The organism is Polynucleobacter arcticus (assembly GCF_013307205.1).
GTDB classification, from domain to species: Bacteria; Pseudomonadota; Gammaproteobacteria; order Burkholderiales; family Burkholderiaceae; genus Polynucleobacter; species Polynucleobacter arcticus.
Genome location: NZ_CP028940.1, coordinates 1200920 through 1224279 on the forward strand (window position 1 = coordinate 1200920; position 23360 = coordinate 1224279).

Consider the following 23360-nt stretch of genomic DNA (forward strand, 5'->3'; position numbering starts at 1 on the left):
CTTACAAAAAAAGAAAGCGCGGCAGCATTTCAGCAACCGCGCTCTTTTGGGTCTTCATTCGTTGGTAGGCTCGATTGGACTCGAACCAACGACCCCCACCATGTCAAGGTGGTGCTCTAACCAGCTGAGCTACGAGCCTATACAGCCATAGAGTTTATCACCGGCGACGCACTTGGGTCACGCCTTTGACCTCCTCTAGGCTATTTTGGATCAGCCGCAAGGCCTCAGAGTCTTTAATTTCAACCGTCAGCAGTATTTGAGCCATGCCCCGCTTGGCTGATTTACGCAAATCAATGACATGGACACCTTGCCGAGTCAATATTTCAAATAGCTCGCGCATCAACTCCGGACGATCTAGGCCGGATACCGCTAAATCTGCAGGAAACACCCGTTTTGCATCCCCCGCGTGCTGCATTTCTTCTGAAGACGCATTCCAAGCTGTCTGGATAACCCGCTCGGGTGCCCTCTCCAAAAGACCACGAAAGGTTTTACAAGACCGTCGATGAATAGATACGCCCCGACCCTGAGTCACAAAGCCAGCAATAGCATCTGGTGGTACAGGCCTGCAACAACGAGCCAACTGAGTCAAAAGAGAATCTACTCCAACTACCAACACATCGCCCACTTGACCCTGCTTGCGAGTACTCTGTTTCAGCACGATCTCTGGAGTGGGCGCATTGATCTTAGGCTCTGGCTTGTGATCTGACCCAATATCAGTGTGCTTTGTACCTGCCTCCTCATCATCTAAGGCATTGAACCAAGTACGAACTCGAGAACGAGCACGTTGTGAACGCAAGTAATTCCGCCTGGGGCTAATCCAATCGCGTGATGGCCCGCCCTGTTTGACCGCAATCACTTCAATTGTCTGCCCATTCTGTAGCGGTGTGTCCAAAGGCACCATGGCACCATCAACCCGAGCACCACGACAGCGATGACCCAGATCGGTATGTACTGCATAAGCAAAGTCGATAGGGGATGAGCCCTTCTCCAATGCAATCACTTTTCCCAATGGAGTAAGGACGTAGATGTGGTCGTCAATCTCATGGTGCTTAAGCTGCTCCCATGCATCCTCTTTCCAAGAAATCAACTGCCGTGCCCAAGCAATTTGGCGCTCATAGGCTACTGCCGCGCTATGTGTACCGGTTTGATGGTTTGGGTTGGAATCGCTTGATTTATTTTTTGGCGGAGTTGCCGCACCACTATAAGCACCCTCTTTGTAACGCCAATGCGCAGCCAGACCATATTCAGCTTGCTGATGCATTTCATAGGTACGCACCTGAATTTCAAAAGCAGTGCCATGCTCATCCATCACAACAGTATGGAGCGATTGATAACCGTTAGGCTTAGGCCCCGCAATGTAGTCATCGAATTCTCGGGGGACTGGCTGCCAAACGTTATGTACTATTCCCAAAATGGCATAGCAAGATTTAACGTCATCCACGAGAACGCGAAATGCCCTGACGTCATAAAGATTAGCAAAGTCCAATGACTTACCCTGCATCTTTTTCCAGATACTATAGATGTGTTTCGGGCGGCCTTGTACCTGACCTTGAATTTGTGAGGCTTTCAGCTCTTCCTGTAGTCGAGTGACGATGAAGTCAATAAATGACTCACGCTCAGCGCGTTTGCCATCGAGCATCTTGGCAATATCACGGTAGATCTCTGGGGACAGGACTCTAAATGCTAGATCTTCCATCTCCCATTTCATTTGCCAAATACCCAAACGATTTGCAAGCGTTGCATCAATATTGAGAATCTCTTGCGCCCATGTTGCAGGCATCTCAATTTTTTCTTGAGTAATCCAGCGTAAGGTCTGCAAACGTGAAGCAAGATAGATGAGCACTACCCGTAAGTCATCTCCAAAGGCAAGTAACATCTTTCGGAGCATTTCTTCTTGCCCAGAAATGCTGAGGCCACCGTCAGCACGAACAAGTTTGCCTTGCGCCTGTCTAAGACCTCGATAGCCAATCAATAGCTTGGCTGACTCCTCACCAATTAACTTAATCAGGGCCTCTTTGCCGTGAGTGCGGGCAATATTAGTAGCAGCTGTTAAGGTAGCTTCATCGAGATGCAGCAGTTTAAGAATACTGAGTACGCCTGCAGCATGATCTGCGGAAGGCTCGCCATACCAGCCATCAATAATTTTGATGTTCACGGCAACCTTGCCAGCATTGGACATAAAAAACTGAAAACCTTAACTAAAAAATTCTTTTGCTAAAGCAACTTGCTCTGGCTTAACAAAAGCAGGCGCATGTCCTACTCCCGGAATTTCAATACTTCGAACATACGGGTTGACCTTACACATCTCCGCCACAGTTTTAGCGGAGAGTAGATCAGAGTCTCCACCACGCACAATTAACATTGGAATATGAATTTGCTTGAAGGCATGCCACATTGCCATCTCACCCGCTTTCGCCATGATCGGATTCACCGATGCAAATGGCACAGCAATATCGGGGTCGTAGTGCATCATCCAAAGGCCGTCCTTTTGCACTAGCATGGGCCCGTTATAAATCTCCCACTCTTCGGGCGAATGCGCACCAAAAGAGGCGCAAATCTCATTTAAACGTTCCAATGCATCAGCGCGGTGAGCAAAAGCAAAAGGCTGCCCAACGTAAGAGCCTAAGCGCTTGACTGCTTCTGGCTCAATACGGGGACCAACATCATTAATAAGCATGCGACGAATGGGGCTATTCGGCATCGATGCATACACCATACCAATCAAGCCGCCCATAGAGGTTCCAAACCAATCCACTTGAGCAACGCCCAATTGCTTAATCAGACAAGCCATATCGGCAACGTATTGAGGTACGGCATACAGCATTGGATTCTGGAGGCGATCAGAGTCGCCACGCCCCACAATATCAGGACACACAACGTAGTACTCCTGACTCATTGCCTCCGCCAAGGTTCTGAAATCACTGCCCCTTCGGGTCAAGCCATGGACGCAAATTAATACTTTTGAATTACTGGGATTGCCCCAGGCGTGATTCGCCATTCGATGAGTGCCGTCACTACTCGCACAGGTCACATAGAAAATTTCACCCTGGTGAATGCCAACATGAGGAGCTTTAGTCTCGTTTTCAGGATCTAAATCCTGCGTCTGCTTATCTGCCATTCCGACCACTTCAGGCTGCAAGGTCACGTGATCGATCCCATGCTGATTCAACAGCATCGTATTAATGCGACCCATGATTTCTGGCCACTCCGTTATATGGGCAATTTCAATATGGCCAATGAGCGCTGGGAAGCTCGGTGTCATCTCCCAAACATGCAAGTCATGAACTGCTAATACACCTGGCACCATTTTTAAATCTGTACCAACTTGTAAATAGTCAATATGGAGAGGCACTCCCTCCATCAAGAAGTGATAGGACTCTTTCAAAATAGAGATAGTCGACTTCAGAATTAACAGAGATACCAAGATTGACAAGATGGCATCAATTGGCATCCATCCGGTGAGCTGAATCACAACACCCGCAATCAGAGCGGCTACAGATCCTAGTAAGTCCCCCATGACATGAACCAATGCAGCGCGCGTATTCACACTCTTTTTGTCGCGTGATAGTACCCATGCCACTGCGATATTCATGACTAAACCAATCGCAGCAACTATGATGACAGTTAAGCCATCTACATGATGTGGATCATAAAATCGACTGATCGCCTCAAACATGATCCATGCAACTAAGGCTAGCATTGCAATGCTATTAACAAATGCAGCCAAGGCTTCCGCTCTTCCAAACCCAAAGGAGTGCTTGGATGACGGTGGGCGACGAGAAATGATTTGAGCCAGTAGTGCCAAGCCTAGCGCGGCGGCATCAGTCACCATATGACCAGCATCAGAGATTAAGGCTAAGGAATTGGCATAGTAAGCGGCGGCACCTTCCACCCCCGAAAAACCGAGGGTGAGCACCAAGGCAATCAATAATAAATTTTGATTAGATACTTCTTTACTGTGCGAATGCTTTGCATCTCCCTGCTTATGGGCATGAAGTGAATGGTCTGTTGCATTCATATAGAAGTCTCTAAAAAGAAATGGGATCGCTAAGACCCCATTATTTCACTAAGCGGTGATAGGGGTTAAAAGCCCGAAGTATCGACAGGGGCACCCGTTTTAGATTTCACATCTTCTTTACTCACTCCGGGTGCCAGCTCTACCAACTTTAAACCTGTTGGCGTAATGTCGAGCACGCAAAGATCAGTAATGATGCGACTAATGACGCCTACACCCGTCAGTGGCAAAGTACATTTAGGCAGAATTTTGATTTCTTCAGTGCCATCTTTTTTCTTGGCAACGTGTTCCATCAATACAACCACATGCTTAACACCAGCAACTAAATCCATAGCGCCGCCCATGCCCTTCACCATCTTGCCGGGGATCATCCAGTTTGCCAAATCACCATGCTCGCTCACTTGCATTGCACCCAAAATCGCAATATTGATCTTCCCACCACGGATCATTCCAAAAGAATCTGCAGAAGAAAAAATGGAGGAGCCAGGTAAGGTGGTAATCGTTTGCTTACCCGCGTTGATCAAATCCGCGTCAATCGTGGCTTCAGTTGGAAATGGGCCAATACCCAATAAACCATTTTCTGATTGGAGCCATACCTCCATTCCCTCTGGGACATGATTCGCTACCAAGGTTGGCATGCCAATACCCAAGTTCACGTAGTAACCATCCTTTAGCTCTTTAGCAGCACGTGCCGCCATTTCATCTCTATTCCAAGGCATGTCGATCTTCCTAACTGTTCAGTACTGTTTTATATAGTGTCTATAGGTATTAAGCAGCAGACAAAGTGCGTTGCTCAATACGCTTCTCAGGCGTGGTGTTGAGCACCAAACGCTGAACGTAAATACCTGGTGTATGAATCTCATCGGGATCCAATTCGCCGTTCTCCACAATCTCCTCTACTTCAGCAACGGTAATCTTGCCAGCCATAGCTACTACAGGATTAAAGTTGCGAGCAGTAAGGCGATACACCAAATTGCCAGACTTATCAGCCTTCCATGCCTTCACCAGAGAAATATCCGAGACGATAGCGCGCTCCATAATGTATCTCTCACCATCGAATTCTTTTTCTTCTTTTCCTTCGGCAACTAAAGTACCTACACCTGTTTTAGTGTAAAAAGCGGGAATGCCACAACCACCTGCGCGCAGCTTCTCGGCTAAGGTACCTTGCGGTGTAAATTCCAGCTCAAGCTCACCAGCCAGAAATTGACGCTCAAATTCTTTGTTCTCGCCCACATAAGAAGCAACCATCTTCTTCACTTGTCTTGAATTGAGCAGCACGCCCAAGCCGAAGCCATCGACCCCAGCATTATTAGCAATAGCAGTCAAATTTTGTGCGCCGAGATCCTTTACTGCAGCAATCAATGCCTCGGGAATGCCGCATAGACCAAAACCACCAACAGCCAACTTCTGACCATCTTTCAAGATATCTCTTAAAGCATCCACAGCCGATGGGTAAGTTTTATTCATAGATTCGTCCTCATATTGCCAAGAAGGGTAAAAACCAATCATAACGCCTTAGACTCCTTGGCCTATTGGCAGCAAGCAGCAAGCCTGTTTTCTCGCTTAGAACTAAACTAGAGGGGCAATTTAAGGCTGGATAAGTGTCATAAACACTCAAAACGCCCAAAATAACGGATTGCCCTTTTTTAAGTCATGTCGGAGAGATTGAATGAACGCCCAGGAATTACTCGCCCAGTTTGGACCAAGAGAATCCATGGACTATGACCTCGTCATCGTAGGAGGTGGCCCAGCCGGTCTTTCTGCAGCAATCAAGGTAAAACATCTAGCGCAGGAAACGGGTAAAGAGATTAGCGTCTGCGTACTCGAAAAGGGCTCCGAAATAGGGGCTCACATATTGTCTGGCGCGGTGATGGATCCCAAGGCCCTCACAGAACTCTTCCCTAACTGGAAAGAGCTTGGCGCACCTTTGGATACTGAAGTCACTCAAGATCAGTTTTTATTCCTGACTAAAGAGAGCGCATTTCAAGTACCCAATTGGATGCTACCGAACTGCTTCAAAAATGAAGGGAACTACATTATTAGCTTGGCCAATGTCACTCGCTGGCTAGGTCAACAGGCTGAAAATCTCGGTGTAGAAATTTTCCCCGGTTTTCCAGCTGCGGATATTCTTTATGATGAGCAAGGCGCTGTTTGCGGTGTGGTCACCGGTTCAATGGGTCTGGATAAAGAAGGTCAGCCTACCGATCAATTTCAGCTTGGCATGGAATTACGCGCCAAGTACACCTTGTTTGCCGAGGGATCACGCGGGCATCTAGGCAAACAACTCATTGCTAAGTTTGGGTTAGATCAAGACGCTGACCCGCAGAGCTACGGCATCGGTATTAAAGAACTTTGGGAAGTTGAGCCCTCCAAGAGTAAGCCTGGACTGGTAGTTCATACGGCCGGCTGGCCATTGGAGAGCGATACCTATGGTGGCTCATTCTTGTATCACTTGGGTGATAACAAAGTGGCAGTTGGCTTGGTGGTGGGTCTTTCCTATAAAAATCCCTACCTATCGCCTTTTGAAGAATTCCAACGCTACAAGTTACACCCCAAAATTCGGGAGACTTTTGAGGGCGGAAAGCGTCTCGCCTATGGCGCTCGTGCCCTGACTGCCGGTGGATTGAATAGCCTACCAAAAACCGTATTTCCTGGTGGTGCTTTGATTGGTTGTGATGCCGGCTTTTTAAACGCTTCTCGCATCAAAGGCAGTCATGCTGCCATTAAGACCGGCATGCTCGCTGCTGAAGCAGCAGTTGCTGCACTTGCTGAACATCGCTCGGCTGATGTGTTAACCGAATACCCAAGTGCCTTTAACAATAGCTGGTTACATACGGAGTTAAGTCAAGCCCGTAATTTCAAACCTTGGATGTCCAAAGGACTATATATAGGGACGCTGATGGTGGGCCTTGAGCAAAAGCTGCTAGGTGGCAATATGCCATGGACAATTCACATAAAGCATGCAGATCATGAATGCCTTGAGCCGGCAGCATTACACAAGCCAATCGATTACCCCAAGCCCGATGGCAAGATCACGTTTGATCGCCTCTCATCTGTATTTATTTCCAATACCAATCATGCTGAGAATCAACCAGTCCATCTCACCTTAAAAGATGCATCGATACCAGTGAGCTTAAATCTCAAAACTTACGCAGGCCCAGAGCAACGTTACTGCCCTGCTGGTGTATATGAATATGTAGAAAAAGATGGTCAGCCGCAATTGCAGATTAATGCCCAGAATTGCGTTCATTGCAAAACTTGTGACATTAAAGATCCAAGTCAGAACATTGTTTGGATCACGCCTGAGGGTGGTGGTGGACCAAACTACGCATCCATGTAATTTGCCTGCAAGCTTTGCTAGTGACTTTAGCTAGCTGGGTAGTGACGAGGTCGCATCTTCCCAATCGCCATACCCGCCAGGCCGCAAGCCAATGCTGCCATTACAAATACATTGCGTGGTTGAGTTGTATCCCATAACCAGCCAGCCACCAAGCCGCCCAGCGTTCCGCCCAGGCCATAAGATACCGTAGCCATGAGAGCTTGACCACGTGCCTGTAACGGTCCAGTAAACCAGCGCTGGAGTAATTTGGTTGCTGCACTATGGTGAGCACCAAAAGTACCTGCATGCATGAGCTGGGCGATGATGAGAACCCAAGTCACAGGGAAAAAAGCGATTAAGATAAATCGAAATACGCCGATCCCAAAAGCAATTTGCAGAACCACTTCCGGATCAAGGCGACTCAGTACCTTGCTTTGGTAATAAAAGAAAATCACCTCAGCAGCAACACCTAAAGCCCAAAACAAACCGATCTGGAATTTGTCGTAGCCTAAATCTGCCAAGTACAGAGAATAGAAAACATACAAAGCCGCATGTGCAAAGATCATAAAGAAGCCTGAGAGCAGAAACCAACGCACATCAGGGTTAAACAAGACTACTAAGAGCTCACCCTTTACCATCTTGCGACGTTCCATCTTGGGCTCATGCAGGCGGAATGTAATTAGCGCCAATAAAACCAGTATCACCGCGCCCACTATTGGGTAGAGTTCAATACCCTCGCGCTGAAACAACTCCCCAGCAAAAAGTACCATTGCAATAAAGCCAATAGAGCCCCATAAGCGCAAGCGCCCATAGCGTTTGTCAAAAGAATTATCCTTAAACAAAGCATGCACAGTAGCTGACTCGCCCAATGGCATCAGGCTACTTAAGATCGTGTGCAGCACAAACATCCAAATAAAGAATGCAGCATAGCTCTGCAGGAAAAAAATCAAGAGAAAAACTACTGCTGCCAAGCAAGCGCTAAAGCGAATAATTCCAATGCGGTCGGAAAGGTAGTCAGATAACCAGCCCCATGAAAATGGACCAACAATACGGGTGATCTGCAACATGGACATTAAGACTGCTATCTCAATCACACTAAAGCCACGCTCGAGAAAAAAGAGGCTAGCGTAGGGAGAAACTAAACCAACGTAAGCAAAATATAAAAAGAAAAAGGACCCGAAGGCCCAGCGCACTGAAGGTGTCATTTTCTTTTTAGTTTTCTTAGATGAATATTTAAATTAGTCGGTCACAGAACCAGGGCGGGCTGATGGAATCGGTGGAATGACGTGCTTCACATCGCCACATTGAGCACGATGACGTAAAGCATGATCTATTAAAACGAGAGCCAACATCGCTTCAGCAATTGGCGTTGCTCGGATGCCTACGCACGGATCGTGGCGACCTTTGGTTTGGACTGTGATGGGTTTACCTTCTAAATCAACCGATTCTTTTGGGCTATGGATGCTGGAGGTTGGTTTGATTGCAATGGATACACGCAAATCTTGACCCGTACTGATGCCGCCTAAGGTGCCACCGCTATTGTTACTATCAAAACCATCTGGATGCAGTTCATCGCCATGCTCACTACCGCGTTGCGCTACCGACTGAAAGCCAGCACCAATCTCAACGCCTTTGACCGCATTGATGCCCATCATGGCATGGGCAATATCAGCATCCAACTTGTCAAATAGAGGCTCGCCTAATCCGAACGGTACATTGCGCGCCCGCACTTCAATCTTCGCCCCACAAGAATCCCCTGCTTTGCGCAGAGCATCCATATAACTCTCTAACTGAGGAACGACATCGGCATTGGCAACAAAGAAAGGATTGCTCTCGATCACCGCAGCATCTTTGAATGGGACCTCGATCTCACCAAGCTGGCTCATAAATCCATAAACCTCAGTACCGTATTGCTCTTTCAGCCACTTCTTGGCAATCGCTGCTGCTGCTACTACTGGCGCAGTGAGCCTTGCTGAAGAACGGCCGCCACCGCGTGGATCGCGCAGACCATATTTGTAGTGGTAAGCGTAATCAGCATGGCCCGGTCTAAATGTTTGTAGGATATTGCCGTAATCTTGGCTACGTTGATCCGTATTACGAATGAGTAAGGCAATTGGCGTTCCAGTGGTTTTACCTTCGTATACTCCGGACAAAATCTCTACCCTGTCCTCTTCCTTACGCTGGGTGACGTGACGTGACGTGCCTGGCTTGCGACGATCCAAATCGATCTGCAAGTCTGCCTCAGACAAAGACATTCCAGGAGGGCAACCATCAACAACAGCGCCAATCGCGGGACCATGGGATTCACCAAAAGTGGTAACGGTGAAGAGAAGACCTAGAGTATTTCCTGACATAGCGACATTATGTCACCTGTCAGAGGCTTGGGCTAGAGCTGCTTCAAGGGGTAGATTTCTCAGTCTCTTCTGGCCAATCCCGGATGTATGCCTTGAGCATGGTGTTTTCAAAATCCTGAGCCTCAACAACCGATTTAGCAACGTCATAGAAAGAAATCACGCCCATCAACATCTTTTGATCTATGACTGGCAAATATCGTGCGTGCTCAACCAGCATCATTCGGCGCACTTCATCTATCTCGGTTTCCATATTGCAAGTCAAGGGCTTGGAGTTCATCACACTCTGAACCCTTAAATCATCAAGCTTGCCATGGTGCTTTGCCAATGCTGCAATCACCTCGCGGAATGTCAGAATGCCAACCAGCTTGTCGTACTCCATCACCACTAAGGAGCCAATATCATGCTCGCTCATGACCAGAACCGCAGTTTGCAACGCTGTGTCTGGTGCAACCGTAAACAGTGTGCTGCCCTTGACGCGCAATATGTCACAGACTTTCATTTGGCCTCCAGCTATCAGTTCTTATGCAATCAATATATTCTCAAGCCCCGTGGGAATCAAGGGTCAGGTGAAATATTTCAGTAACGAATAACCCTTAGCAAGCCACTCCGAATACTGGGAAGGTTGGCAACCAGGACTGCCCCAGCTAGAGTGATCCACCAAGTCAGGTAGATCCAAATGAGCGCCAGAGGGAAGATGGCAAAGGCACCGTAAACCGTGTTGTAGAAGGCGACATGGGTCAAAAAGAGTCCAAATCCAAACTTCATGAGTTCGAAAGTCAGGGCAGCAAAAAACGCTCCACTCAATGCATCACGCCACTGAATTTGAGCGTAAGGAAGAATTTTGTAGGCTACAGAAAAGACGGACATCGCCAAGAGCACCGGCACAACCGTTGCCACAAAACCCAAACTAAAGCTGAGCGCCTCGGTCCACCCTTCTGCTGCGCTAAATAGGAGGCCACTGAGGTAGGTACCGACACCTAGCAGGATGGGGCCCAATATCGTAGCCGCTGAATAAATTGCAATCTTTTTTGAGATAGGTCGACGTTGGGTGACTCGAAAGATTTGATTAAAGGCGCTCTCAATCACTGCCAGTGTCATGATGGTGGTGATCACCAGGCCGATTAAACCGACCAAAGTTAAGCCTTTGGCCTGAGCGGAGAATTGATCTAGATAATTAAAAGCCTGTTGATTCAGTCCACCAGGCATATAGGTGTCCAATAACCAGGCCTGAAAGGCGTATTTAATCCTGACAACGCTGGGCAGGTAACCTATCAAAATGGAGGCAACCGTCAACATCGGAATTAAGGAAAGTGTCGTTGTAAAAGCCAGGCTAGCGGCTACCTGCTTCAAATTTTGGCCGCGATTACGCTCCCAGATCTCTTTTCCAAGAGAGAGCCATAATTGAGGATTCCGAATGAGGCGCATCGCCCATATCATAAGAGAAGAATATGAGCCAATCCGATATTTTAGTGTTGTACTACTCCCGTTATGGCGCAACCCGAGACTTGGCGCGCCTTATAGCTGAGGGCATTGAAAGCATTCCCGGTGCGAATGCCAGACTACGTACCGTTCCGGCTATCTCAACCGTATGTGAAGCCACCGAGGCTGCCGTCCCCTCTGATGGCGCTCCTTACGTGGAATATGCAGACCTACAAGAGTGTATCGGCCTTGCACTAGGCTCACCTACTCGCTTTGGCAATATGGCTGCTCCCATGAAATACTTTTGGGATGGCAGCTCCTCGGAGTGGCTCAATGGCGCCCTCATAGGTAAGCCTGCTTGCGTCTTTACCAGCACCGGCAGCCTACATGGCGGCCAAGAAAGCACCCTGTTGACCATGATGATTCCTCTGCTACACCACGGCATGATGATGATGGGCATCCCCTATAGCGAGCCCGATCTGATGAGCACCTCTACCGGAGGGAGTCCTTACGGCTTAACTCACCTAGCCCATGCAGATGGTCGGGCGCCTATTAGCGCCGAAGAGCAACGCCTAGCCATTGCCCAGGGCAAACGCCTGGCTCTCACGGCACTCAAACTCATTTAAAGACAAATCATCATGCTCAAAGACTGGCGTAACAAAAGCCCATACCAACTTATTGCCACTGCAGCCTTTGTGGACCTGTTTATTCTGTGTGTTGCTTGGGAGTGGTTCATCTCCCCGCTCAGACCGGGAGGCTCATGGCTCATTCTGAAAGCGATTCCCCTGCTATTTGCCATTCCAGGTCTCTGGAAAGGCAAGGTTTACACCATGCAATGGGCATCCATGCTGATCTTGCTCTACATCACTGAGGGCTTGGTTCGGATTTTAGAAACTGGCACCAATTTCTGGATGGCGGCGCTGGAAACCACTTTAGGCACCATCGGCTTTGTTTGCCTCCTAGCCTTCCTCAAGCCAATCAAAGCACGTGCCAAGGCGGCCAAAAAGGAGCGTGAAGCTGCAGAAAGCCGCGTTTAATCGGCCAAAAAGCGGGGGTGCTGACCTTTTTGGGCAATTTATTAAAAAATTGTGTACTTCTTGTCATCTCAGCTACTTTTTCAGGCGTTGTATGCCCATGGAGGTGACAAATATGTCAACAAGACTCAAACGCTGGGCCCGTTCTATTCAACAAATCGACCTATCCAATAGGACGCCTGAAGTGGCTATTGGCTACTTGGATAGCAAATACCGCGATATCGCGTGGCGCTACATTCGCATCCTTGGCTTTGAACGCACGATTAGCTTCATGGCGAGCAACAACTTCCACCCGGAATAGATTGCCAAGTCCGCGCACCCCAAACACCCCAGATGAGGTATTTATCTGGGGTTTTGTGTTTCTGGGGGCCTAAAAACCCAAAATGCCAATAACAAGACAGCTAAAACTGCGCAGGAACCCGAAAACAAAAAGGCATAGCCAGGATTAAAGGATTCATAAAGCCATCCAAAGATCAGGGAGGCTGGCAACAACATCAGCCCTGTAATCAGATTGAACCAGCCAAAGGCTGTGCCTGCCATTCCCTCAGGGGCTAGGTCAGCTACCAGCGCTTTCTCCACTCCCTCGGTAGCAGCCTTGAATAATCCATAGAGCGCAAATAATCCGCACAGCATCCAAAGCGTGATGGCCGAAAAGCTCATCGCAATGTAAAAAAATGCAAAAGCAAACCAGGCAATTAGAATGAAATACTGACGGCTAAATCGGTCTGAGAGTGCCGATAGTGGCGTTCCAAATACAGTGGTAATTAAGGAGATCCCTGCCCATAGCAAAGGAATTTGTTCTTGAGGCACGCCAAGCTCCCGAGCCCTTAACAGCAAAAACATATCCGATGAGTTAGCCAGCGCAAAGATTCCAGCCACCAGAATATAACGCTTAAAGTTCGGCGGCAATCCTTTTAAAGACCAGGAGAATGGTTGAACAACCCGCTGTTCACGTAGCGGTTCCCTAAGGCAAAGAGACAGAACCACAGCGATAATGCCGGGTACGATTGCCCATAAAAAAATATCTCGCAAGGGAACTTCTAGTGACAGTAGCAATGCGGCCATTAAAGGCCCAAAAACAGCGCCAGCGTTATCCATCGATCGATGCAATCCGAAGGTAATACCCCGTTGATTTGGAGCAACACTCTCAGCCAATAATGCATCCCGCGGCGAACTTCTTAAGCCTTTACCAAGACGATCCGTAAACCGAATACAAAGAACCCATGCCCAAGAATTGGCAATCGCAATCAGAGGCCTGCCAATACCCGCCAGAAAATACCCGACAACGATCCAAGGCTTCGTCTTTTTAGTGCGATCAACAATCACACCAGAAACTAGCTTGAAGATGCTAGATGTAGCCTCAGCAATACCTTCAATCAGGCCTAGAGCCTTTGGCCCAGCCATGAGAACAGTAGCAAGATACAGAGGCATTAATGGGTACAGCATTTCACTTGCAGCATCATTCACGAAGCTAATCAAACCAATCAGCCAGACCGTACGAGGTAGAGATCGCAAAGTTTTCCACATACGAACCAATGTAGCATTAAATTAAATATGGCTCTGACTGTCACAAACACTTGAAACTAATCCCGATAAAAAGTAGGATGAAGGCATAGGCATCAGCCTTTGCAACCTGCTTTAATTACCAGCACTCTCCTTAAAGGAATACATCATGAGTCAGAAAAAATTAGTAAAACAATTATTAAAAAAATTAGACAAATTGGAAGCCGAAAGAGAAAAGTTGATCGACAAGCTTGCTAAGGCTTTAGACAAGATGGAGAAAAGCACTCCTGCTAAAAAAGTAGTCGCTAAGAAAGCGCCAGCTAAAAAAGTGACAGCAAAAAAAGCTCCTGCTAATAAAGTAGTAGTCAAGAAGGCGCCTGCTAAAAAAGTAGTTGCTAAAAAGACTCCTGCTAAGAAAGCGGTTGCCAAGAAAGCAGTAGCGAAAACAGTAGCTCCCACAACGACTGCGTAACAATAGTTACACTGTTATCAAAATCTGCCCGTGAGTAAATCAGAGCTCCCAGAGCATACTTACGAGGCAGACTTACGACTGCTGCAAATTGAGCTAGTCAAACTTCAGCGTCTCATTATTCAAAAAGGCAAGCGCCTGTTAGTCATTTTGGAGGGGCGTGATACCGCAGGTAAAGATGGTTCGATCAAAAGCATCATCGAGAACTTAAGCCCCAGAGACACAAGAGTTGTTGCGCTCAATAAGCCATCCCCACGCGAAGAAGGTGAATGGTATTTCCAAAGATATATTGCTGAACTACCCGCTGCTGGGGAATGCGTATTATTTAATCGAAGTTGGTACAACCGCGCCGGTGTCGAACGGGTCATGGGTTTTTGTACTGAAGATCAATACAAGCAGTTTATGGCGACCGTCAATGAGTTTGAGTCCCTACTAGTGAGATCAGACATTCAGGTGATTAAGTACTACTTAGATATCACTAAGGATGAACAAGCAGCGCGCCTGAAGGATCGCACTAAGGATCCATTAAAACAGTGGAAAATCAGTCCGGTTGATCAAAAGGCACAGAAGATGTGGGATGCCTATTCGGATGCACGAGACAAGATGCTCAAGCACACGAGTTCAACTCTTGCACCTTGGACGGTCATTGTTGCAAATGATAAAAAATTAGCGCACCTGAACCTGATTGCCAATTTACTATCTAGGGTTAGCTATCCGGATAAAGATAAAAAACTCTTAAAAATAGATCCAAAGATCGTGTTAACTTGGCCTGCAAACTCTAAGAAGTTGCCGAAGCTCTCCAAATAGATTAACGATCTGCCATTGCCTGAATTTGCGCAACGGTGACATAGCCTCTACCCTGTGAATCAATCCAGGTGAAATGATCATAGACCCTAGGCATGCAACCCTTAGCTTCATCAAGAGTGAGTTTGCCATCACGATTGGTGTCGCATATTGCAAAGCGCTCTTGTATCCCCTTGTTGCGAGAAGCATCATTAGCAAATACTGGAGCCACTAACAATGATGATGCAGTGAGCACAGCAAGCCCTAAACCCTTGATCATTGAATTCATCACGCCCTACTTAGCGGAAGTTGCTCTCGGATCGGCGGAGGTCTCAAGAGCGACCTTTACAACCTTCTTGGCCATTGCAACAAAGGATTCCACTGAGCCACCACCAGTTCTAAAGGATTCACCCTGAATAGTCACCAGGCCCTCGCCAATCACTTCTTTGGATTGACTATCGGTAATCTTGCTCTCCACTAACATCGCAGGAGTTTTTGAGTTCACGCCACCAGCATAAGCAGCCGCATTCATCGCCAAGCCAATAGGTGTGAAATTCCATGGCTGCAGGCTATCGGCAGAACTTTCAGCGCCAGTAATACCGACAGAGATTCGAGCAACTCCTGGGCCCGGCTGGTTTACGATCTTAATATTGCCGCGATTATTAATGGCTTCAACCATCGAAGCTTGCAGTGCAACTTTAGCTTGATTGATGGCATCAACTGATACTTCTTTAGTGGCATTCTGATTTAAATAAATCGGATCTAAGATGACTGCAGTGTAAGAGCCTGGGTTAACACCGGCCTTACGATATCTCCAAATACGTGTATCTGATTCAGAGGTAGCCATTGGCACTAAAACTGAATAATTAGGCAAGAAACCTGACTGAGGCATTGGCTGGCTTGCCAATTTCGGAGTGTTGCTACAGGCAACTAATAGGGTTACAGCAGATATTGCAGCAACTAAAGTGCCTAATTTTTTCATTTTTATTCTCATGTAAAGGTTAAATCAGGAGCTAGTCCGAATCTGATACTGACCATCATACATAGCATTTAAGGCCGCAGGCTAATGGCAAGATTTAAGGGGCTGGGCAAGGCATCAAACTCCCCGATTTTTGATGCAGCTGTGGCTTGCACTCGACTGGTACAGTATTTGCCTTGGGACTGGCTGCCACACTAGCTGAGGCTGCCGTTGGGGTGAGCTCTTGAGCAGGCTTTGAGGTCGGCGCACTTAAAGCGGAAAAAGATCTATAAAACTCTTTATCGGTTCCGGGGCATGGCATCAGGGCACCGGTTTTTGGGTTCATCATCGGCTTGCACTGGGGGTCGGCCTGGAGCCTAGCCTCTAACTTATCCGAGGTACAAGCCGCCATGAAGGCTGAGGAAATCAATAAAGTGGTGATGCTGAGGGCTGTGCTGATGTTCATAAAGCTCTTTAGGTTAAACCTGAAAGCATTAGTAGTGGCAATATATTGCTGCCAATACACTATTACTTTAATTTAGGAGAGCGCTATGAATAAAGAAGCATTTGAAAAAGGTTTAAAAACTCGTCGTGAAGTTTTAGGTGCCGAGTATGTAGATAACTCCTTAAAGAATGCAGACGCATTCAATATGCCGATGCAGGAATTGGTCACTGAATATTGCTGGAATGAAATTTGGAACCGTCCTGGCCTGGACCGCAAAACAAGAAGCATTATTAATCTAGCGATGATCACCGCTTTAAATCGCCCTCATGAGCTTAAGCTGCACGTCAAAGGCGCCATTAATAACGGCCTGAGCAAAGAAGATATCCAGGAGATTTTTTTACAGACTGCGATTTACTGTGGAGTGCCTGCTGCGATTGACAGCTTCCGGTGCGCCAAGGAAGTCTTTGCTGAAATGAAAATATAGAAACAAAAACTGATTATTTCAATCGGTAACTATGGATAGTCGATCTTGAGCGTCAATCCTTTTTTTAATAGAATGATTGATCGCTCCTGAAAGACACCGTCATGAGTACTTGGTTCAATTCTGTTGATATCTATTGCGAACGCATAGATCCAAGTTTTTGGGCTGAGCCTATTAACGCCTTTAGTAATCTATCCTTCATCGTTGCAGGATACTTCCTTTGGCGCCGAAAATGTCACCGCTCTGGTTTGCTAGCTATTCTGATAATCTTCATTGGCTTGTGTAGCTTTTGCTTTCATACCTATGCCAATCGACTAACTGGTTTACTCGATGTCTTGGCAATCGCCTTGTATTTAGTGGTCTTTGCATTTTTGATACCCAAGCAGTGGCCGAGAAGTTCGATATTGATTCAACTAGGATCGGTTCTGTTACTAGTCATTAGCATCGCTTTTGTTCAGTTACTCCTTAGTCATTTAAAACTCGCTTCACCATGGTTACCTCCGGGCATATACCTTGGAGCTTGGCTGGTACTGATTATCTATACTTTAATTACGCAATACACAAATCAATCAGCAGCTCGATTTTTATGGCTAGCAGTGTTTGTTTTTCCATTATCTCTACTGACCCGTCAACTTGATTTACCCATGTGCGAATTGATTGGTGGCACACATTGGTTATGGCACCTCTTTAATGGTCTAACTTTATATTTGACTGCTTACGCTCTATGCATAAGACCTGGCTCTAAATCCAATGGACTCTAACAAGTCGTGTATCTGCTTACTTTTGAGTTTGAGTTCTAAGCCCCATTGGAAACCTCTAAGCCTGATTAGATAAAATTGAGGAAATGTCATTAAGTACTGCTATAAGAATGAGTCTTGTTAAAAATATTTACGATTCCCTGGGGATTTATATGAAAAAAATGAAGTATTGCTTGGTTGCACTTTGCTGCTGCCTTTCCTTTAACGCTATGGCCGATAGATCGAGTGTTAAAGGTGATAGCTCTTATACGCCTAGTCCCGGTCAAGCCGGGAAAGATGTAATTTGGCTTCCAACGGGCACTGAGCTCGTGAGTTTGATGCTCAAAACAGCGAATGTGACAAATCAAGATTTAGTTTATGACTTGGGTGCTGGCGATGGCAAGATTGCGATTGCAGCCGCAAAAGAATTTGGAGCAAAAGCAGTTGGTATTGAGTTCAACCCAGACATGGCTGCGTATGCACAACGCAATGCGATTCAGTCTGGCGTAGGTCAGTTGGTCAAAATTATTCATGGGGATATTTTTGTCGAGGACTTTAGTCAAGCCACTGTAGTCACCCTGTACTTACTGCCTGATCTCAATATGCAATTACGGCCAACCATTCTCAAAATGAAGCCTGGTACACGCGTGGTCTCTCATGCTTTTTCAATGGGCGACTGGGAGGCTGACAAAGAGATGGATTTAGACGGCAAAGCATACTATTGGGTAGTTCCAGCTGATGTTGCAGGTGAATGGTCACTGGAGGGCAATGAAGTAAAAAAAGTCACCCTTACCCTTGCTCAACGATTTCAACGAATTGGGGGGAACATCAAAATTGGGGATCAGTCTCAGCCTATTCTGAATCCCCATCTCGAGGGTAAACAACTGCGCTTTTCATACATTGATCTGAACAAAAATTACATCACAGTTAAGGGCGATATTAATGGCTCAGAGTTCAAGGGTGAATACAAAAATAGCTACTCTCAAGGCCCGGTTCTAGGCAAGCGTCGTTAAGACTTCAGAATGCCAAAAAATAATTCTCCACAGCAATTATTAAGCCCGACAGGGGCGATTGCGATCATTGTTGGTATTGTGATCGGTGCCGGCATTTTTAAGACACCGTCTATGGTAGCGGGCATTACAGGCGATGTTGGTTGGGCACTGACCATCTGGGTTGTAGGCTCTTTAATATCGATTATGGGGGCTCTTTGTTATGCAGAATTAGCCACTACCTTCCCTCATGCCGGCGGCGACTACCATTTTCTTACTCGCGCTTATGGCAAGAATGTTTCTTTCTTATATGGCTGGGCAAAGGCCATGGTGATCAATACGGGCTCAATTGCTTTATTGGCTTTTGTGTTCGGCGATTACATGACTAAAGTTTTACCAATCGGAGCTAACTCGACTATTTATTGGGCGGCACTGATCGTCATTACGCTTACCCTAATTAATCTCATTGGCATCCATACTTCGGCAGGAATACAAAGCCTCTTAACAATTTTGGAAGTGTTTGGTCTGGTGGCAATCATCGTTGCGGGTTTTGGTATTTTTTCGGCTCCGCTACCGTTAGTTGATAACCCTCCTTTGTTTTCTAGCAGTCCGGAACTTGGCACACTAGGATTGGGTATGGTGTTTGTTTTATTGACTTTTGGGGGTTGGAATGAATCCGCCTATATTTCTTCTGAACTCAAAGGCACCAGCAAGACCATCGTGACAGTGATTGTGGCTAGTCTTACAGTCATCACTGTAGTTTATCTACTAGTTAATCTTGCACTGATTAATGGTCTTGGTCTTAAAGCATTGGCTAGCAGTAAAGCAGCACCGGCTGATTTATTAGGCCTTGCTTTTGGCCCCTTAGGTGAAAAGTTACTCGGTCTTTTTGTGGCAATTGCCGCCCTTACCAGCATTAATGCCACCATGATTGTTGGGGCCAGAACGAATTACGCTATGGGGGAAGACTGGCAAGGTTTGAGAAAAATGAGTCATTGGGAGTCATCGCGCGGCTCACCAAGCCTTGCTTATTTAGTACAAGGCATTATCAGCCTTGCTTTAGTAGGCTTTGGTGCCCTACAAAGTGATGGCTTTGAGGCAATGGTGGAGTTCACAGCCCCCGTTTTTTGGATCTTCTTATTCTTGGTTGGGTTGGGCTTATTTATCTTGCGCTTTAAAGATCATTCGGTGCGTCCATTTAAGGTACCACTTTACCCCCTCACCCCGCTGATCTTTTGCGCCTCTTGTGGGTATCTTGCTTATTCAAGCATCATGTACGCACATAGCAGAGGAGCTGTCATGATTTCTATTTACGTAATGATGGCTGGTCTGGTAGCACTGATTTTTCTAAGACTAAAAAAATCACCAAATAGTTAGGTCGCTAATTTGTCTGACCCAGCACAATATACATCTGCGACTAGGCCTTTTTGATTTCTGCAATCACTGGGGTGTGATCTGAGGGCTGCTCCCAAGTACGAGGCTCTTTATCGATGAGGCTTGCCATACATCTATCTTTAAGGGCTTCGCTCAAGAGGATATGATCGATGCGCATGCCTGCATTACGTCTAAAGCCCATCATGCGGTAATCCCACCAGCTATAGGATTTTGGCGCTTGCTCAAACATGCGGAAAGAGTCTGTTAAGCCCAGCTCTAGCAATTGCTGGAAGGCTTTACGCTCCTCTGGAGAAACCAAGTTTTGTCCGACCCATTTTGAAGGATCATATACATCGGCATCAGTAGGTGCAATATTAAAGTCACCCAATAATGCCAGTTGGTTATTTTGGCTGAGCTCATCTTTTAACCAAGATTCGAGGGCCTGGAGCCAAGCTAGTTTGTAAGCAAACTTATCGCTTTCAGGTGACTGGCCATTCGGGAAGTATGCTGAGACCAGTCTGATGGGCTGCATTCCAGCGAAAGGAATACTTGCGGCTAAGATACGCTGCTGCTCATCAACATTCCCGGGGATATTTCTGATGGGCTTTAAAAAGGTAGTGCTAGCATCGGAAGCAATTGGAGCCAAGCTCGCTTTTCTTACAATGATGGCAACGCCGTTATAAGTCTTCTGTCCAGCAGCTAGACTGACATATCCCGCATCCTCAAGTTCCTGATGCGGATACTTATCGTCAGTAAGCTTTAGCTCTTGCAAGCAAAGCGCATCGATTGGCTTTTTGACCTTTTCTTGATCTTGCAGCCATTTCAAGACTTGAGGTAAGCGCACCTTCAGTGAATTGACATTCCAAGCGGCAATACGAACTGACTCAGTCATCTAATCCCAACTCCTGTAACTTACGAGTAATTGTGTTGCGCCCAATGCCCAATCGCTGAGCTGCTTCAACACGTCTGCCACGAGTCACCTCAAGGGCAGCCTGTAAAACCGCTTTTTCAAATTTGGAGCACAAAGCGTCATACACTCCCGTGTCTCCATCCTGAAGCATCTTCACTGCTAGGCGCCCCAATCCAACCTCCCAATCAAGCCCACCAACTCGGGTGCCCGCTAGATTGGCTGGGCTAGTGCCCCCTTGAGGCGCAATAGCTAGCTCACTAGCTTCGGCCAATAAATCCGTAGGAAGATCGCCGCTACCAATGACGTTAGAAGGGGTCATCACTGTTAGCCAGTGACAAAGATTTTCTAGTTGGCGAACATTACCGGGAAACGGCTTAACGCTTATCTCTCGCAAAACATCATCTGAAAGTTTTTTTGCCTCAACACCCAATGACTTTGCACATGACAGCATGAAGTGTCGTGCCAGCACTGGAATGTCTTCAGCACGCTCGCGCAATGCTGGCATACGCAAGCGTATGACATTTAGGCGGTGTAATAAATCTTCGCGGAAAGCACCTGCGGCAACCCGCGCCTCTAGATTATGGTGTGTAGACGCAATGATACGAACATTGGCTTTGATCGGGTCTTGGCCACCAACACGATAAAAGTGGCCATCCGTTAGAGCGCGCAATAAACGAGTTTGTAGGTCAAAAGAGATTTCACCGATTTCATCTAGGAATAAAGTGCCTCCATCGGCCTGCTCAAAGCGCCCACGGCGTAGAGTTAAGGCCCCTGAAAATGCGCCGCGCTCATGACCAAATAATTCCGACTCTAACAAATCTTTTGGGACTGCGGCAGTGCTAAATGCAACAAAGGGTCCCTTGGCTCTTGGACTATGCTTATGCAAAGCTTGAGCGACTAGCTCTTTACCGGTTCCAGATTCACCGGTAATTAATACAGTGGAGTGGGACTGTGCAAGGCGACCGATTGCTCTGAACACTTCCTGCATGGCAGGAGCTTGACCGATAATTTCGGTGGAGTCTTGTCGCCAACCATTAATCTCTTTATTGCTAGATTGATTTCGCTCACTCTGCTCTATCGCCCGACGGATCAACTCTACAGCCTTGTCAATATCAAACGGTTTAGTAAGATATTCAAATGCACCGCCTTGAAAGGACGATACCGCTGAATCCAAATCAGAATAAGCAGTCATGATGATCACGGGGAGCATCGGGTGTGTTTCTTTTACATTCTGCAAAAGATCCAAACCATTGCCACGCGGCATGCGAATATCTGAAATCAATACCTGCGGCGTCTCTTTATCCAAGGCATTCAGTACGTCATTAGGATTGGAAAAACTTTTATGAGGAATGTTTTCACGGGTCAGCGCTTTTTCTAGTACCCAACGAATTGATTGATCATCGTCCACGATCCAAACGGGTTTCATAATGCTTTCTCCTGCCTACGGTACGGAATTTGAATTTGGAAATCAGTCCGTCCAGGACGGCTGTCACATGCAATGAAACCCTGATGCTGCTGAACAAAAGTTTGGGCCAAAGTAAGGCCTAGGCCACTACCACCATCCCTGCCAGAGACTAATGGAAAGAAAATACGTTCACGAATATCTTCTGGGATACCGGGTCCGTTATCAATTACGTGCAAGTCCATCGCCATTTTGTAGCGTTGTTTGGAAATGGTCACCGAGCGAGCAACTCGTGTTTTTAACTCAATCTGAGCAATACCCTGAGCAATTTCCTCTGAAAGTGCTTGGGCTGCATTGTGCGCAATATTGAGGACTGCTTGGATCAACTGCTCACGATCACCCAGCACCTCAGGAAGGCTGGTGTCATAGTTACGAATGATCCGCAAGCCTTTGGGGAATTCCGCTAATACTAAGCTACGAACGCGCTCCAGAGCCTCATGAACGTTAAACAATTCCATAGCATGGGCTTTACGATGCGGCGCGAGCAATCGATCCACTAAATTCTGAAGACGATCAGACTCTTTAATAATGACTTGGGTGTATTCCCGCAAGCCTTTATCTGGCAACTCAAACTCCAGCAGCTGAGCGGCGCCACGAATACCGCCTAAAGGATTTTTAATCTCATGCGCTAAGTTACGCATTAACTGTTTGTTAGCTTCAACCTGCTGCGTGACACGCTCATCGCGCTCACTGCGTAACTGTTGATCGATCGGAAACCACTCCATCAGGATGAGTGAGGGGTCCTCAAGACTAGCCACTACGACGTGCGCAGGGATGGATTCTTGATGAATACTTCCAGGCAGGGAGTGTAAGACCATTTCTTGGCGTTGCGCAGATACATGACCAGCCTTGATCTCTGCAATCAAGTAATTGAGCGAATGATTGTCACCAAACAAGTTATGCAAGGACTGTCCCTCAAGAGACTTACGAGAGAGATCCAGTGCCGACTCTGCGGCTGGGTTCACGTAAATCAATTGCTGGCTTTCTGCCTCAAAAACCACGATGGCATTAGGCAATTGGTCAAGCAATGTCGGAAAAAAAGGGGCAGCCGAAGCCGCCCCTTTTAACGAATTGCGCAAGAGACCTGCGCTCAACTTTTCTCCTTCGC

Annotated in this window: 25 protein-coding genes and 1 tRNA gene; 10 read left to right on the forward strand and 16 right to left on the reverse strand. The window is 46.9% G+C overall.

What is annotated here, in order from left to right; all coding sequences use genetic code 11:
- Positions 1-62 precede the first annotated feature (62 nt).
- From DN92_RS06075 to DN92_RS06095, 5 genes are all read right to left on the reverse strand, one after another.
- Positions 63-139: transfer RNA gene (locus tag DN92_RS06075), tRNA-Val, on the reverse strand.
- 18 nt (positions 140-157) lie between these two features.
- A complete protein-coding gene (locus DN92_RS06080) occupies positions 158-2179 on the reverse strand; it encodes a RelA/SpoT family protein (RefSeq protein ID WP_173960398.1) in 2022 nt (673 codons plus the stop codon).
- 15 nt (positions 2180-2194) lie between these two features.
- Positions 2195-4018: an alpha/beta fold hydrolase gene (locus tag DN92_RS10750; RefSeq protein ID WP_173960399.1), complete on the reverse strand. Its 1824-nt coding sequence runs from the start codon at positions 4016-4018 to the stop codon at positions 2195-2197.
- 65 nt (positions 4019-4083) lie between these two features.
- Positions 4084-4734: a CoA transferase subunit B gene (locus DN92_RS06090; RefSeq protein WP_173960400.1), complete on the reverse strand. Its 651-nt coding sequence runs from the start codon at positions 4732-4734 to the stop codon at positions 4084-4086.
- 49 nt (positions 4735-4783) lie between these two features.
- Entirely contained in the window at positions 4784-5482 is a 699-nt protein-coding gene (locus DN92_RS06095) for a CoA transferase subunit A (RefSeq protein ID WP_173960401.1), read from the reverse strand.
- Positions 5483-5684: 202 nt separating this feature from the next.
- Between DN92_RS06095 and DN92_RS06100 the strand changes: the two genes are divergently transcribed.
- Complete coding sequence (locus DN92_RS06100) at positions 5685-7355, forward strand: electron transfer flavoprotein-ubiquinone oxidoreductase (protein WP_173960402.1); 1671 nt, start codon at positions 5685-5687, stop codon at positions 7353-7355.
- 26 nt (positions 7356-7381) lie between these two features.
- On the opposite strand, the gene DN92_RS06105 is transcribed toward DN92_RS06100, so the two are convergent.
- The 4 genes from DN92_RS06105 to DN92_RS06120 form a co-directional block, all read right to left on the reverse strand.
- Positions 7382-8539 carry an MFS transporter gene (locus DN92_RS06105; RefSeq protein WP_173960403.1) on the reverse strand — a complete coding sequence of 386 codons (1158 nt, stop codon included), beginning with the start codon at positions 8537-8539 and terminating at the stop codon, positions 7382-7384.
- 33 nt (positions 8540-8572) lie between these two features.
- Positions 8573-9688 (reverse strand): chorismate synthase, encoded by a 1116-nt coding sequence (gene aroC, locus DN92_RS06110; protein WP_173960404.1) that lies wholly within the window; start codon positions 9686-9688, stop codon positions 8573-8575.
- Between the two features lie 43 nt (positions 9689-9731).
- Positions 9732-10187 carry a CBS domain-containing protein gene (locus DN92_RS06115; RefSeq protein WP_173960405.1) on the reverse strand — a complete coding sequence of 152 codons (456 nt, stop codon included), beginning with the start codon at positions 10185-10187 and terminating at the stop codon, positions 9732-9734.
- A gap of 77 nt (positions 10188-10264) precedes the next feature.
- A complete protein-coding gene (locus DN92_RS06120) occupies positions 10265-11113 on the reverse strand; it encodes a YihY family inner membrane protein (RefSeq protein WP_173960406.1) in 849 nt (282 codons plus the stop codon).
- Between the two features lie 23 nt (positions 11114-11136).
- Here DN92_RS06120 and wrbA point away from each other — a divergent pair, with 23 nt between their 5' ends.
- From wrbA to DN92_RS06135, 3 genes are all read left to right on the forward strand, one after another.
- Positions 11137-11733, forward strand: a complete 597-nt coding sequence (gene wrbA, locus DN92_RS06125; RefSeq protein WP_173960407.1) for an NAD(P)H:quinone oxidoreductase — start codon at positions 11137-11139, stop codon at positions 11731-11733.
- Positions 11734-11745: 12 nt separating this feature from the next.
- Positions 11746-12144, forward strand: a complete 399-nt coding sequence (locus DN92_RS06130) for a DUF2069 domain-containing protein (protein ID WP_173960408.1) — start codon at positions 11746-11748, stop codon at positions 12142-12144.
- Between the two features lie 112 nt (positions 12145-12256).
- Positions 12257-12442, forward strand: coding sequence for a hypothetical protein (locus DN92_RS06135; RefSeq protein WP_173960409.1), 186 nt, complete (start codon positions 12257-12259; stop codon positions 12440-12442).
- Between the two features lie 41 nt (positions 12443-12483).
- Here DN92_RS06135 and DN92_RS06140 read toward each other — a convergent pair whose 3' ends face one another.
- A complete protein-coding gene (locus tag DN92_RS06140; RefSeq protein ID WP_173960410.1) occupies positions 12484-13668 on the reverse strand; it encodes an MFS transporter in 1185 nt (394 codons plus the stop codon).
- A 145-nt stretch (positions 13669-13813) separates the two neighbouring features.
- On the opposite strand from DN92_RS06140, the gene DN92_RS06145 reads away from it, so the two are divergent.
- Positions 13814-14116, forward strand: a complete 303-nt coding sequence (locus tag DN92_RS06145) for a serine/threonine protein kinase (RefSeq protein ID WP_173960411.1) — start codon at positions 13814-13816, stop codon at positions 14114-14116.
- A 30-nt stretch (positions 14117-14146) separates the two neighbouring features.
- Positions 14147-14920 (forward strand): polyphosphate kinase 2, encoded by a 774-nt coding sequence (gene ppk2, locus DN92_RS06150; RefSeq protein WP_173960412.1) that lies wholly within the window; start codon positions 14147-14149, stop codon positions 14918-14920.
- A 1-nt stretch (position 14921) separates the two neighbouring features.
- Here the strand turns inward: ppk2 and DN92_RS06155 are convergent, their stop codons facing one another.
- The 3 genes from DN92_RS06155 to DN92_RS06165 form a co-directional block, all read right to left on the reverse strand.
- Positions 14922-15185, reverse strand: a complete 264-nt coding sequence (locus tag DN92_RS06155; RefSeq protein ID WP_254598264.1) for an EF-hand domain-containing protein — start codon at positions 15183-15185, stop codon at positions 14922-14924.
- Positions 15186-15191: 6 nt separating this feature from the next.
- Positions 15192-15878, reverse strand: a complete 687-nt coding sequence (locus DN92_RS06160; protein WP_173960413.1) for a DUF3313 domain-containing protein — start codon at positions 15876-15878, stop codon at positions 15192-15194.
- A gap of 94 nt (positions 15879-15972) precedes the next feature.
- Positions 15973-16320 carry a hypothetical protein gene (locus DN92_RS06165; RefSeq protein ID WP_173960414.1) on the reverse strand — a complete coding sequence of 116 codons (348 nt, stop codon included), beginning with the start codon at positions 16318-16320 and terminating at the stop codon, positions 15973-15975.
- Between the two features lie 85 nt (positions 16321-16405).
- Here DN92_RS06165 and DN92_RS06170 point away from each other — a divergent pair, with 85 nt between their 5' ends.
- The 4 genes from DN92_RS06170 to DN92_RS06185 all read left to right on the forward strand — a co-directional run bounded on the left by DN92_RS06170 (position 16406) and on the right by DN92_RS06185 (position 19883).
- On the forward strand, positions 16406-16783 hold the full coding sequence (locus DN92_RS06170) for a carboxymuconolactone decarboxylase family protein (protein WP_173960415.1): 378 nt from the start codon (positions 16406-16408) through the stop codon (positions 16781-16783).
- Positions 16784-16884: 101 nt separating this feature from the next.
- Positions 16885-17541 carry a ceramidase domain-containing protein gene (locus DN92_RS06175; protein WP_173960416.1) on the forward strand — a complete coding sequence of 219 codons (657 nt, stop codon included), beginning with the start codon at positions 16885-16887 and terminating at the stop codon, positions 17539-17541.
- Between the two features lie 149 nt (positions 17542-17690).
- On the forward strand, positions 17691-18530 hold the full coding sequence (locus DN92_RS06180) for a class I SAM-dependent methyltransferase (RefSeq protein ID WP_173960417.1): 840 nt from the start codon (positions 17691-17693) through the stop codon (positions 18528-18530).
- A 9-nt stretch (positions 18531-18539) separates the two neighbouring features.
- Positions 18540-19883 (forward strand): APC family permease, encoded by a 1344-nt coding sequence (locus DN92_RS06185; protein WP_173960418.1) that lies wholly within the window; start codon positions 18540-18542, stop codon positions 19881-19883.
- 40 nt (positions 19884-19923) lie between these two features.
- Here the strand turns inward: DN92_RS06185 and xth are convergent, their stop codons facing one another.
- From xth to glnL, 3 genes are read right to left on the reverse strand one after another with little or no spacing between them, the layout of a single operon-like run.
- A complete protein-coding gene (gene xth, locus DN92_RS06190) occupies positions 19924-20772 on the reverse strand; it encodes an exodeoxyribonuclease III (RefSeq protein ID WP_173960419.1) in 849 nt (282 codons plus the stop codon).
- The gene (gene ntrC / locus DN92_RS06195; RefSeq protein WP_173960420.1) at positions 20765-22216 is read right to left on the reverse strand and encodes a nitrogen regulation protein NR(I); all 1452 of its coding nucleotides are present in this window, start codon (positions 22214-22216) and stop codon (positions 20765-20767) included. The genes xth and ntrC overlap by 8 nt, the downstream gene beginning before the upstream one ends.
- Complete coding sequence (glnL, locus tag DN92_RS06200; protein WP_415836383.1) at positions 22213-23331, reverse strand: nitrogen regulation protein NR(II); 1119 nt, start codon at positions 23329-23331, stop codon at positions 22213-22215. The genes ntrC and glnL overlap by 4 nt, the downstream gene beginning before the upstream one ends.
- Between the last annotated feature and the right edge of the window lie 29 nt (positions 23332-23360).

Coding starts and splice junctions, on each gene's coding strand:
- DN92_RS06080 (WP_173960398.1), bottom strand. CDS start 2,179: ATGTCCAATGCTGGCAAGGTTGCCGTGAACATCAAAATTATTGATGGC.
- DN92_RS10750 (WP_173960399.1), bottom strand. CDS start 4,018: ATGAATGCAACAGACCATTCACTTCATGCCCATAAGCAGGGAGATGCA.
- DN92_RS06090 (WP_173960400.1), bottom strand. CDS start 4,734: ATGCCTTGGAATAGAGATGAAATGGCGGCACGTGCTGCTAAAGAGCTA.
- DN92_RS06095 (WP_173960401.1), bottom strand. CDS start 5,482: ATGAATAAAACTTACCCATCGGCTGTGGATGCTTTAAGAGATATCTTG.
- DN92_RS06100 (WP_173960402.1), top strand. CDS start 5,685: ATGAACGCCCAGGAATTACTCGCCCAGTTTGGACCAAGAGAATCCATG.
- DN92_RS06105 (WP_173960403.1), bottom strand. CDS start 8,539: ATGACACCTTCAGTGCGCTGGGCCTTCGGGTCCTTTTTCTTTTTATAT.
- aroC (WP_173960404.1), bottom strand. CDS start 9,688: ATGTCAGGAAATACTCTAGGTCTTCTCTTCACCGTTACCACTTTTGGT.
- DN92_RS06115 (WP_173960405.1), bottom strand. CDS start 10,187: ATGAAAGTCTGTGACATATTGCGCGTCAAGGGCAGCACACTGTTTACG.
- DN92_RS06120 (WP_173960406.1), bottom strand. CDS start 11,113: ATGCGCCTCATTCGGAATCCTCAATTATGGCTCTCTCTTGGAAAAGAG.
- wrbA (WP_173960407.1), top strand. CDS start 11,137: ATGAGCCAATCCGATATTTTAGTGTTGTACTACTCCCGTTATGGCGCA.
- DN92_RS06130 (WP_173960408.1), top strand. CDS start 11,746: ATGCTCAAAGACTGGCGTAACAAAAGCCCATACCAACTTATTGCCACT.
- DN92_RS06135 (WP_173960409.1), top strand. CDS start 12,257: ATGTCAACAAGACTCAAACGCTGGGCCCGTTCTATTCAACAAATCGAC.
- DN92_RS06140 (WP_173960410.1), bottom strand. CDS start 13,668: ATGTGGAAAACTTTGCGATCTCTACCTCGTACGGTCTGGCTGATTGGT.
- DN92_RS06145 (WP_173960411.1), top strand. CDS start 13,814: ATGAGTCAGAAAAAATTAGTAAAACAATTATTAAAAAAATTAGACAAA.
- DN92_RS06155 (WP_254598264.1), bottom strand. CDS start 15,185: ATGAATTCAATGATCAAGGGTTTAGGGCTTGCTGTGCTCACTGCATCA.
- DN92_RS06160 (WP_173960413.1), bottom strand. CDS start 15,878: ATGAAAAAATTAGGCACTTTAGTTGCTGCAATATCTGCTGTAACCCTA.
- DN92_RS06165 (WP_173960414.1), bottom strand. CDS start 16,320: ATGAACATCAGCACAGCCCTCAGCATCACCACTTTATTGATTTCCTCA.
- DN92_RS06170 (WP_173960415.1), top strand. CDS start 16,406: ATGAATAAAGAAGCATTTGAAAAAGGTTTAAAAACTCGTCGTGAAGTT.
- DN92_RS06175 (WP_173960416.1), top strand. CDS start 16,885: ATGAGTACTTGGTTCAATTCTGTTGATATCTATTGCGAACGCATAGAT.
- DN92_RS06180 (WP_173960417.1), top strand. CDS start 17,691: ATGAAAAAAATGAAGTATTGCTTGGTTGCACTTTGCTGCTGCCTTTCC.
- DN92_RS06185 (WP_173960418.1), top strand. CDS start 18,540: ATGCCAAAAAATAATTCTCCACAGCAATTATTAAGCCCGACAGGGGCG.
- xth (WP_173960419.1), bottom strand. CDS start 20,772: ATGACTGAGTCAGTTCGTATTGCCGCTTGGAATGTCAATTCACTGAAG.
- ntrC (WP_173960420.1), bottom strand. CDS start 22,216: ATGAAACCCGTTTGGATCGTGGACGATGATCAATCAATTCGTTGGGTA.